At 65.4% G+C, this 1,057-nt stretch carries 1 protein-coding gene; it reads left to right on the forward strand.

The features are described from left to right. Positions 1–1,057: VENN motif pre-toxin domain-containing protein (locus ABEH87_RS21640; protein WP_346579419.1), on the forward strand; the 1,057-nt coding region annotated here is incomplete at both ends.

The following is a 1,057-nucleotide window of genomic DNA, read 5'->3' on the forward strand; positions in this document are numbered from 1 at the left end:
GCGGATAAAAATCGCCTGGATACCGGCACGCTGGGCTGGTCAGACATTGATAATCAGGCGCACTATAAAACCGAACATCAGAGCGCGGGCTTTAACAGCGGCGGTCCGGTAGGGTCTAATCTGCTAAGCAACGTCAGCGCGCTGCCGCTGTCGGGCTCCGGCAGCGAAGGGCAGGCGGAGGGCACCACCAAAGCGGCGGTGAGCGCAGGGACGGTTGTGATCCGCGACCGGACCAGCCAGAAGCAGGACGTCAGCACCCTGAACCGTGATGCGGAACACGCCAACGACGGCAGCATCGCGCCGATCTTTAACAAAGAGAAAGAGCAGAAGCGGCTGCAGCAGGCGCAGCTGGTGAGCGACATCGCCTCGCAGGCGCTGGATATTTACAACACTCACGAGGCGACGAAGGCAACGCGGGAGGCGACGGCGGCGCTGTCGGATAAAACCCGCCAGGGAGAGTATGAACGGCGGGCAAAAGCGGAGCTTGCCGGGGCGAAGCAGGTCGATCCGACGGTGGACGACAGCGCGAAAGGGGTGTCGGACAGGGCGTGGCAGATGGCGTACGACGATGCGCTGGCGCAGCGCGGCGGTGAGATGGGCGGGAGCGTGTCCACGGGAGTGAACGCGGTGGTGAGCGCGCTGCAGAGTCTGGCCGGCGGCGACATTAAGGCGGCGCTGGCGCAGGGAGCGGCGCCGTACCTGGCGGGAGAGGTAAAAAGGATAACAACGCAGGGCAGGCCTTACGAAGAGCTGAGCGCAGGGGAGAGGGCGAACAACGCGCTGGCGCACGCGCTGCTGGGAGGTGTGGTGGCGGAGCTGAGCGGAGGCAGCGGGCTGGCGGGTGCGACGGGAGGATTAACGGGAGAGCTGGGAGCGTCGGCGATAGCGCAGGCGCTGTACGGTACGACGGACAGCAGCAGGCTGACGTCAGTGCAGAAGGAAAACCTGAGCGCGCTGGCGACGCTGGCGTCGGGGATAGCGTCGGGAGTGAGCAGCGGGAGCGCGTCAGGGGCGGTGACGGGCGGACTGGCGGGTAAGAATGCGGTGGAGAATAACT

Source organism: Erwinia sp. Eh17-17, assembly GCF_039675725.1.
Classification (GTDB): Bacteria; Pseudomonadota; Gammaproteobacteria; order Enterobacterales; family Enterobacteriaceae; genus Erwinia.